Annotated in this window: 4 protein-coding genes; all 4 read left to right on the top strand. The window is 74.7% G+C overall.

The genetic code is table 11. The features are described from left to right. Positions 1-1,065 (top strand): molybdopterin-dependent oxidoreductase (locus H5J30_RS26295; protein WP_181789823.1); only part of this gene is annotated, 1,065 nt, incomplete at its 5' end. A gap of 64 nt (positions 1,066-1,129) precedes the next feature. After that, positions 1,130-1,825, top strand: coding sequence for a fasciclin domain-containing protein (locus H5J30_RS26290; protein WP_181789822.1), 696 nt, complete (start codon positions 1,130-1,132; stop codon positions 1,823-1,825). Positions 1,826-1,910: 85 nt separating this feature from the next. After that, positions 1,911-2,480: a sigma-70 family RNA polymerase sigma factor gene (locus tag H5J30_RS26285; RefSeq protein WP_181789824.1), complete on the top strand. Its 570-nt coding sequence runs from the start codon at positions 1,911-1,913 to the stop codon at positions 2,478-2,480. Then, the coding region (locus H5J30_RS26280) for a zf-HC2 domain-containing protein (RefSeq protein WP_181789821.1) at positions 2,477-2,667 on the top strand (191 nt) is incomplete at its 3' end. The genes H5J30_RS26285 and H5J30_RS26280, both read left to right, overlap by 4 nt.

The raw sequence follows: 2,667 nt of genomic DNA, 5'->3' as shown, positions 1-2,667 counted from the left end.
GCCTCCGCCGCCGCTGCCGCCTCCGGCGGGGCCTGGGTGCTCGGGCGGGAGTTGGGCGCCGGGCGGGCCGCCGAGGCGGTGGCGTCGCGGGACCGGCTCCGGCTGCCCGCGCCCGCGTCCGCCGCGCCGCCCGTACCGCGCGGCGCCGACCTCGGCATCGACGGCGTCCCCCCGTTCCTCACGCCCAGCGGCGACTTCTACCGCGTCGACACCGCCCTCGTCGTCCCCCGGGTCGACGCCGCGTCCTGGCGCCTGCGCATCCACGGCGACGGCGTCCCCCGCGAACTCTCCCTCCGCTTCGCCGACCTGCTCCGCCGCGACCTGATCGAACGGCACGTCACCCTCACCTGCGTCTCCAACGAGGTCGGCGGCTCGTACGTCGGCAACGCCCGCTGGATCGGCGTCCCCCTGGCCCCCCTCCTGCGCGAGGCGGGCGTCCGGCCGCCGTCGCGCGGCGGCCCCGCCGACCAGCTCGTCGCCCGCTCCGTGGAGGGCATGACCATCGGCACCCCCGTCGAGACCGTCATGGACGGCCGCGACGCCATGCTCGCGCTGGGCATGAACGGCGAGCCGCTGCCCTTCGACCACGGCTTCCCCGTACGCATGCTGGTGCCCGGCCTCTACGGCTACGTCTCCGCCTGCAAGTGGCTGACCGAGCTGGAGCTGACCACCTTCGACGCCTACGACCCGTACTGGGTCCGGCGCGACTGGGCCGCCCGCGCGCCGATCAAGACCCAGTCCCGTATCGACACCCCCCGCCCCCTGGCCACCGTCGAGGCCGGCCCGGTGCCGGTCGCCGGTGTCGCGTGGGCGCAGCACCGCGGCGTCGGAGGCGTCGAGGTCCGGGTCGACGGCGGCCCGTGGCAGCGGGCCCGGCTGGCGGCCCAGGACAGCGTCGACACGTGGCGCCAGTGGGTGTGGACGTGGGACGCGGAGCCCGGCTCCCACACCCTCCAGGTGCGCGCCACCGACCGCGGCGGCGACGTCCAGACCGCCGCCCGCGCGCCGGTCCTGCCCGACGGTGCCACCGGCCGCCACTCGGTGGTGGTCGACGTCGTCGACTGACCCGGCCGTACGCACCCCACGACCACCGACCGACCGTTCCCACCCTCAAGGAGAGAGATCCGCCATGCGCGCTCTCACCCGCACCACCCGCACCCGCACCCGCCGCGTCGCCGTCGCCCTCACCGCCGCCGTACTCCCGCTGTCCCTCGCCGCCTGCGGCGACGACGGCGACAGCGGCGACGACAGCGCTTCCCGGTCCGAGCAGTCCAAGGAGTCCGAGCAGTCCGAGGAGTCCGCGCCGGGCAAGGACGCGGCCGACGACGCCGCCGAGAGCCCCGCCGGGTCCTCCGGGCCCTTCGGGCCCGCCTGCGCGGCCGTGCCCCAGGACGGCGCCGGCAGCTTCGACGGCATGGCCCAGGACCCGGTGGCCACCGCCGCGTCGAACAACCCGGAGCTGTCGACCCTCGTCACCGCCGTCAAGAAGGCCGGCCTCGTGGACACCCTCAACAGCGCGCAGGACATCACCGTCTTCGCACCCACCAACGACGCCTTCGCCGCGCTCCCCGAGGAGGACCTGGACGCCGTGCTGGCCGACAAGGAGAAGCTCACCGAGATCCTCACGTACCACGTGGTGGGCCGGAAGCTCACGCCCGAGCAGCTCCGGGACGGCACGTACCCCACGCTGCAGAAGAGCGAGCTGACCACCGCCGGGTCCGGCGAGGACTACACCGTCAACGACTCCTCGAAGGTCGTCTGCGGCAACGTGCCCACGGCGAACGCCACCGTCTACATCGTGGACACCGTCCTGATGCCGAAGTGAGCACATGACGCGGTGCGTACGTGAGCAGATGAGCAAGTGAGCACGCTGCCGAAGGAGTCCCGTGCGATCAACCGACGCAGCCGGGGTGCCGTCGTCGCCCGACCCCGGCGAGAGCACCGCGGAAGAGCTGTTGTCCCGGGTCGCGCGGGGCGACCGCGAGGCGTTCAGCGACGTGTACGACGCGCTGAGCGGGCCCGTCCTGGGGCTGGTGCGCTCCGTGGTCCGCGATCCGGCGCAGTCCGAGGAGGTGGTGCAGGACGTGATGGTCGAGGTGTGGCGCACCGCGGCCCGGTTCCGGCCGGAGCGCGGCAGCGCGCGCAGTTGGGTGCTCACGCTCGCGCACCGGCGGGCGGTGGACCGGGTGCGCTCGGCGCAGGCCGCGGCAGACCGGGAGCAGAAGGCGGCGCTGCTGGCCAGGACTCCGGCGTTCGACGAGGTGAGCGAGCAGGTGGAGGGGCGGCTTGAGCGGGTGCAGGTACGCCGGTGCCTGCGGATGCTCACGGAGTTGCAGCGGGAGGCGGTGACGCTGGCGTACTACCGCGGGCTGACGTACCGGGAGGTCGCCGGGCTGCTGTCGCTGCCACTGGGGACGGTCAAGACGCGGCTGCGCGACGGGCTGATCCGGCTGCGGGACTGCCTGGGGGTGGGGACGTGACCGGGGCCGGTCGGAGGCACGCGCCCGATGCGCCGCACTCCACGCACACCGCCACCGGGGCGTACGTCCTCCACGCGTTGCCGCCGGCGGAACGGGCCGTGTTCGAGGAGCACATGGCGCTCTGCGAGGCGTGCGAGGCGGAGGTGCGGGAGCTGGCGGAGACCGCGGCCCGGCTGGGCACAGCGGT

Source organism: Streptomyces phytophilus, from assembly GCF_013870535.1.
Classification (GTDB): Bacteria; Actinomycetota; Actinomycetes; order Streptomycetales; family Streptomycetaceae; genus Streptomyces; species Streptomyces phytophilus.
Note: the sequence above shows the minus strand (reverse complement) of the source record. Positions and strands in the feature narration are given on the sequence as shown.

Excerpts from the sequence above, each read along its gene's own strand:
- H5J30_RS26290 (WP_181789822.1), top strand. The coding sequence starts at position 1,130 with ATGCGCGCTCTCACCCGCACCACCCGCACCCGCACCCGCCGCGTCGCC.